6 protein-coding genes are annotated in these 6,313 nt (G+C 63.1%); 3 read left to right on the forward strand and 3 right to left on the reverse strand.

Annotation, left to right across the window (positions count from 1 at the left end):
* Window positions 1-663: NEL-type E3 ubiquitin ligase domain-containing protein (locus AC30NL_RS12670; RefSeq protein ID WP_489464358.1), on the reverse strand; the 663-nt coding region annotated here is incomplete at its 3' end.
* Window positions 664-1,299: 636 nt separating this feature from the next.
* Here AC30NL_RS12670 and AC30NL_RS12675 point away from each other — a divergent pair.
* On the forward strand, window positions 1,300-1,887 hold the full coding sequence (locus AC30NL_RS12675; protein WP_489464359.1) for an NAD(P)H-dependent oxidoreductase: 588 nt from the start codon (window positions 1,300-1,302) through the stop codon (window positions 1,885-1,887).
* A 31-nt stretch (window positions 1,888-1,918) separates the two neighbouring features.
* Here AC30NL_RS12675 and AC30NL_RS12680 read toward each other — a convergent pair whose 3' ends face one another.
* Complete coding sequence (locus AC30NL_RS12680; RefSeq protein ID WP_489464360.1) at window positions 1,919-2,785, reverse strand: MipA/OmpV family protein; 867 nt, start codon at window positions 2,783-2,785, stop codon at window positions 1,919-1,921.
* Window positions 2,786-2,949: 164 nt separating this feature from the next.
* Entirely contained in the window at window positions 2,950-3,693 is a 744-nt protein-coding gene (gene fnr, locus AC30NL_RS12685; RefSeq protein ID WP_489464361.1) for a fumarate/nitrate reduction transcriptional regulator Fnr, read from the reverse strand.
* Between the two features lie 274 nt (window positions 3,694-3,967).
* Between fnr and hemN the strand changes: the two genes are divergently transcribed.
* Together hemN and AC30NL_RS12695 are read left to right on the forward strand one after the other, a co-directional pair.
* Window positions 3,968-5,389, forward strand: coding sequence for an oxygen-independent coproporphyrinogen III oxidase (gene hemN / locus AC30NL_RS12690; RefSeq protein ID WP_489464362.1), 1,422 nt, complete (start codon window positions 3,968-3,970; stop codon window positions 5,387-5,389).
* Window positions 5,389-6,066, forward strand: a complete 678-nt coding sequence (locus AC30NL_RS12695) for a sulfite exporter TauE/SafE family protein (protein ID WP_489464363.1) — start codon at window positions 5,389-5,391, stop codon at window positions 6,064-6,066. Before hemN ends, AC30NL_RS12695 begins: the two co-directional genes overlap by 1 nt.
* Window positions 6,067-6,313 lie beyond the last annotated feature (247 nt).

A 6,313-nucleotide genomic window follows, 5' to 3' on the forward strand; every position in this document is an offset into this window, starting at 1 on the left:
CCGGAACTGCTGCCCGCTCCACTTGTGCAACTCGGCCGGACCGATCTTGCCGCTCTTCACGTCTTCGGCCATCTGGTGATTGGCCACGGCGTTCACGATGTTAGAGAAGCCTTCGGCCACGTTGTCGCGGCAAGTGCCCAGTGCGTTGGTGGCCATCGTGAACACTTCCGCGCGCAATGCGGCATCCGAAGCAATGGCCTTGATCACGGTGTCGCCTTGGCGCCGGAGTTCTTCGCCATCCCGCCCCCGTGCTCGCGGCATGATGCGATTGAGTACGCGCGCGAACGAGCGCGCGTTCGCCTCCTGGTCGAAATCGGCGATCCCGCCCGGCACCTCATTCTCGCCCTCCCGGAGCCACCGACCGATTTCGTGGCTGAGCGGCTGCTGCTGGCGCTCGATATCGATCGCCAGGTCCGACTCGGCAGACCGAGTGTCTTGGATGAGGCCTAGGCGCTGCCGCCTGGTAGGGCGTGCTTCGTCCGCAATATCCGGGCGCGGTCTGACCAGGTCGGCGGGTTGCGTCCGAAACGCCGGGTCCCGCCTCAGGTTGCTTTCCGTGACGCCGGACAGCTGGGAGACCTCACGCGAGGTGAGCTGCGGATGCGCACTATGCAGCCGGCGTGCGTAGGATCGGTTGCTCTGGCCGTCGCGTTGCGGACTCATCTCGCTGAAGGGTGCCAAGTGGGCGGGCAGCGCCCGAACCGCCGCGATGGCCGAGCGAGGCGGCAAAGACTCCAACGACGGTCCTGCCGGCGAAGAACTTCGGGGCGCCAGATCCGGCGCCGCGCGCGTTGCCGCACTGGAACCAGCCGGTCGCTGCGTCGAGTTCGGCGGCTGCGGGCTGTTTTGTTCCGGGGAACCGGGGGGGCTGGATACGCGGGAAGATTGGGGGAGCACTGGGGCACCTTTGCTGGGTCAGGGTAGGGTGGGCCCACCGCCTAAGGCCGATTGTTTGACCTTGGCCAAGAAGGCCAGTGCACGCATGGTGCCATCGGCCGGCGTCGCTCAATAGGCGAAGGCGAAGCGCCGCACAGGCGAACGAAGGGGAGGGTTGGCCGGGATTCGCGATTTTTTTGCCAAGGAGGCCCAGGGTAAGGATTCGAGCGTGAACAGTGGGCCTCGTCCCCGGGGTCTGCGGCGATTTCGATGGCTTGGGTTTGGCAAAGCGTAGCCTTGTGCGCCTGCGAAATCTTCGCTGCTGTTGCTGCGCCACCCCGGTAGAGCCATCCATTCGGTGATGTGGGTGATGACCTTGCGCTGGCGCAAGCGTCGTCCGCCATCCAGATGCCAAGATAAGGCATGGTCAGGCGCATCCTCATCATTCAAGGGCACCCGGATTCTTCTTGCCCGCACTACTGCCACGCATTGGCCCAGGCCTATGGCGACGGCGCCCGCGACGCAGGCCACGAAGTGAGGACGGTGGACATCGGGAAACTGGAGTTTCCACTGCTTCGCACAAAGGCCGATTGGGACGGAGGTCAAGTTCCCGCCGGTCTTGAAGTTCCCCAGGCCGACATTGGCCGGGCGGAGCACCTCGCCATCTTCTTCCCGCTGTGGCTTGGCGGCATGCCCGCCGTACTCAAGGGATTTCTCGAGCAGGTTGCCCGCCCGGGGTTTGCACTCTCTTCGTTTCGGGAAGGGGAGATGCCGAAGAAGTTGCTGTCGGGTCGATCGGCGCGCGTCGTCGTGACGATGGGCATGCCCGCGCTGGTCTACCGTTGGTATTTCCGCGCTCACAGCCTCAAGGCGCTGGAACGCAACATTCTCGGCTTCGTCGGAATCGCTCCGATCAACGAGACGCTCATCGGCTCGGTGGAAGGTCTGAGCCCGACGGAACGCAACGAGTGGCTGCACAAACTGCGCCTATTGGGAAAGGAGGGGAAGTAGGCGGTGCTGCTGATCGGATGTGCCCGTGTTGCTAGTCCAACGCGCGAGTCTCGCTTCGCCATGGCGTCCACAAGACGCCGGCTCCCACGCTGACCGTGGCCGTGTCGCGCAGCAGGGGACTGCCCGCATTGGCCGCGCCGCGCAGCGACATGCCGCGCGCCGTCACAAACCACGACAGGGCGTCGCTTTGGCGGCGACTGAAGGTCAGGTTCAGTTCCGTGCCAAGGTATCCCGCACGGGCTTGATATGCCGGTCGAGTGGGAGTGACCTGTGAGGGCTCGACCTCGTAGAAATAGCGGTGCAAGGAGCGGCTCGCCCATGTCGGCTGAAGGCCGAATGTCAGCGTTCCCGGCCAGCCTTTGAGCGGGCTCAGACGCCAGCGAATCTCGGGATCCACCGCAACGCCGCGATCATGGATGTGGCGCAGGTCGGTGGACATCAGGGTCCGTGCCTTGAGATGAAGTGTCGGGCTGCCCCATTGAGCGCGCAGCCCCTTGTAGACGATCTGCGGACCGAATCCGAACAGGTAGTCGAGTGCCGGCATGCCTTCGCGCGCGTGGTTGTTGCGCACGTTGAAGGCAGCGCTCGCCGTCACGTCGATTTCGATATCGCTGCCATGGAGCAGTCGACCTCGTATGCCTTCTCTGTCGATGCGCAGCACTGGACCGCGGTAGATCAGCACTGGAGCGACAAGGCTGCGCACATGATTTTGGTCGGCGCCGGGATAGTCGTTGATCCAGCCTCCGCCTAGTACAAGCCCAGCTTCCCATTTCGGTTGACCGGCAGACGTGTCCGACGCCGCATCGGGCATTGCGGGTTGTGCGAGGGCGACTAACGGAGCCATCGAAGCCAGCAGTCTCATGGCACCTCGCAGGTGCGGGCGTATCAGTGTGGACATCAAGGGCTTCCGTTTCGCCAATGTTCCAGTTGAGCTGTGTCAACAAGCTCACGCCGAGGTCCCTTGCATGCTGCTTGCACACAAATAGACAGCCGCGGTTGCCCGCTATTGTTGATCGTATATGCCTGCGGATCACGGGCCGCCTTGCCAGCCCGGCGGAGGAATCAACAATTCTCGTTCACGAGTTTTTGCAATGCCTCATGGTCGAGGATGTGGATCTGCCGCTGCTTTACCAGCAGCACCCCGTCCTCCTGAAACTTCGAAAAGCATCGGCTCACCGTTTCGAGCTTGAGCCCGAGGTAGGTGCCGATCTCCTCGCGCGTCATGCGCAGCACCAGCGATGACTGCGAAAACCCGCGCGCCTGCAACCGTTGCGTGAGGTTGAGCAAGAACGCCGCGAGCCGCTCTTCCGCCCGCATGCTACCCAGTAGCAACATCACGCCATGGTAGCGCACGATCTCGCGGCTCATGATCTTGTGGAATTGCCGCTGCAAATCGGGGAATTCGCGTGACAGCTGTTCCAACTGCGCATAGGGGATCACACAGACCTGCGAATCTTCCAGCGCGACTGCGTCGCAACTGTGACGATCGGTGCTGATGCCATCCAGCCCCAGCAGTTCGCCCGCCATCTGGAAACCCGTGACTTGGTCGCGCCCGTCATCCGTCGACACCCGCGTCTTGAAGAACCCCGTGCGCACTGCATACACCGCCTCGAACGGATCGCCGCTTCGAAACAGCGTGTCGCCGCGGCGCACCGATCCGCGCGTTGCGACCATCGTGTCGAGGCGCTGCAACTCCTGATTGGAGAAGCCCACCGGCAGACAAAGTTCGCGCAGGTTGCAATTCGAGCAGGTGATCTTCAGCGAGTCAGCTTTGATCGGCTTCACGTTTCGAGGAGTGGCAGTCATGGGGGCAGGGCATTGCGTGATGCGGTTCAAGGTTAGAGGCTGAGAGTATTTCGATCATGCCCGCTCATCACGCCAAAAGACCCCTGTTCGTCGTTGCAATGCTCGCCATAGCCAAGCTATGGCTGCGCTTTGCGCCTAGATCAGGCGCCTTTTGACGTGCTGCTCGGACACGTTCGAAATACTCTCAGCCTCTCGGACATTGTTTACCCGCCTTGCACAAGAAGGCTTGCGCCACATCAAGGTCGGCCGGGGCGCACGCGGGCACGATGCGCGCATGTCAGCCATCTCATCGCTTGCCAGCACCGGCACGCCCCCCATCCTCTGTGAAGCACTGCTGCGGCGCTTCGACGCGCCTGGCCCGCGCTACACCTCCTACCCCACCGCTGACCGCTTCGTCGAGGCCTTCGGCCCGGCCGACACCGTGAGGGCTCTGTCCCAGCGAGGGCAGGGCGCCACCGTGGGTTCGACGGTACCCTTGTCGCTGTACGTGCACATCCCGTTCTGCGAATCGGTGTGCTACTACTGCGCCTGCAACAAGGTCATCACCAAGCATCACGAACGCGCTGCCGAATACCTGGATGCTTTGGATACCGAGATCGACCTGGTGTGCGGCGCGCTGGATTCGGCCCAATCGGTATCGCAGTTGCACTTCGGCGGCGGCTCGCCGACCTTTCTGTCCAACGTGGAGCTCGATCACGTGATGGCATCGCTGCGGCGGGCCTTTCGAATCGTGCCCGGCGCCGAGATGTCGATCGAAGTCGACCCGCGCACAGTCACTTCCACGCGGCTCGACTTCCTGTCGCAATTGGGGTTCAACCGCATCAGCTTTGGTGTACAGGACTTCAATGCCGACGTGCAGCAGGCAGTCCACCGCGTGCAACCTTTCGAGAGCGTGCGTGACTTGATGAAGAGCGCACGCGACATGGGCTTTGAATCGATCAATGCCGACCTCATCTACGGCTTGCCGCGCCAGACAACCCAGAGCTTCGCCCGCACAGTCGCCCAGATCGCCGAACTGCGTCCCGATCGCATCGCGCTCTACGCATACGCGCACCTGCCGCAGCGCTTCAAGCCGCAAAGGCGCATCGTGCCGGCCGAACTGCCGGGCGCGTCGCAGCGCGTGAGCATGCTCGGCAGCGCCATTGCAGGCTTCCTGGGGCAGGGCTATACCTACATTGGCATAGATCACTTCGCCCTGCCAGACGATGCCTTGGCGGTGGCCAAGCGGCAGGGCCGGCTTCATCGCAACTTCCAGGGCTACAGCACACAACCCGATTGCGACCTGATCGGATTGGGCGTGTCAGCGATCGGCCGCATCGGCGCGAGCTACCACCAGAACGCGAAGACCTTGCCGGAGTACTACGACGCGTTGCGGCAAGGGCAGCTGCCAGTGGTGCGCGGTGTCGCACTCAACCGCGACGACCTGGTGCGCCGCACCGTCATCATGGCCTTGATGTGCCAGGGGCGCGTGGAGTTCGAGTCCATCGAACTGTCGCACCTGATCACGATGAGGGAGTACTTCAAGGGCGAGCTCGAGCAGTTGTCGCCGCTTGTCGATGCGGGCCTTGTCGAGATCGAACCCGGGGCCATCCAAGTCACTCCCGCCGGCTGGTACGTGGTGCGCGCGGTGGCGATGGTCTTCGACCGTCACCTGCAAACTGACAAGCTGCGCGAACGCTTCTCGCGCATCATCTGATGAACCTGCCGCTCGTCATCGCCGGCTTGACCCTGGGCGTGGCGGCGTCACCGCATTGCACGGTGATGTGCGGGGCGCCGTGCGCGGCATTGACGGGCGGATGCAAGCGCAACGCGGCCGGCTTTCACCTCGGTCGATTGCTCGGCTACATGGCCGGCGGCGCCGTGGCCGCAGGCAGTGTGCAGATGCTGGGCGTCTGGAGTCAGGCGGCGCCTGGCTTGCGGCCTGTATGGATGCTCGTGCATCTGGCGCTTCTCGCGCTGGGCCTGTGGTGGATCGCGACCGGAAGGCAACCCGATTGGATGAAACGTGGCGGTTCCGTGCCCATCAAGATCGTCCCACGCAAAGGCCAGACGATGCGATCGGGGTTGGCCGGTCTGGCGTGGGTGGCCTGGCCTTGCGGGACTCTGCAGGCTGCGCTGATGCTGTCAGCATTGGCCAGCGATGCGCAGGGCGGGGCGATGGTGATGGCGGGTTTTGCGATGGGGTCCATGCCGGCGTTGGCGCTGGCCCCGTTGGTCTGGCGCATGTGCAAGGCTGCTTCGGGAAAGTCGACTTCTGGAGCAGCCGTTCAAACTTTCGGATACAGGGTCGCGGGCCTGGGGTTGATGCTCGGATCGGGGTGGGTGGTGACGCACGGGCTATGGACGCGCGTCGCAGCTTGGTGCGGGGTGTGATCGAGTGCCGTGTTCCACGCTATGCGGAACTTGATAAGACCGACGGATTTGGCCGCGTGGATCGGTGGCGCAGAGGAACCCCCCTGCGCCACACCTGACCTTTACGCACGCTGAACACACGGAAAGTTGCGCGTCTTTACTGGCTGTGACGACATTCTTTTGCAGTGATGTGAGTTTTCGACCGAAATCGATGTGAATTTCAGATGCTGGGAGATGGGGGTGATTTTTGAGAGACCCCTCACCCCAA

Source organism: Rhizobacter sp. (genome assembly GCA_021153565.1).
Taxonomy (GTDB): Bacteria; Pseudomonadota; Gammaproteobacteria; order Burkholderiales; family Burkholderiaceae_C; genus Albitalea.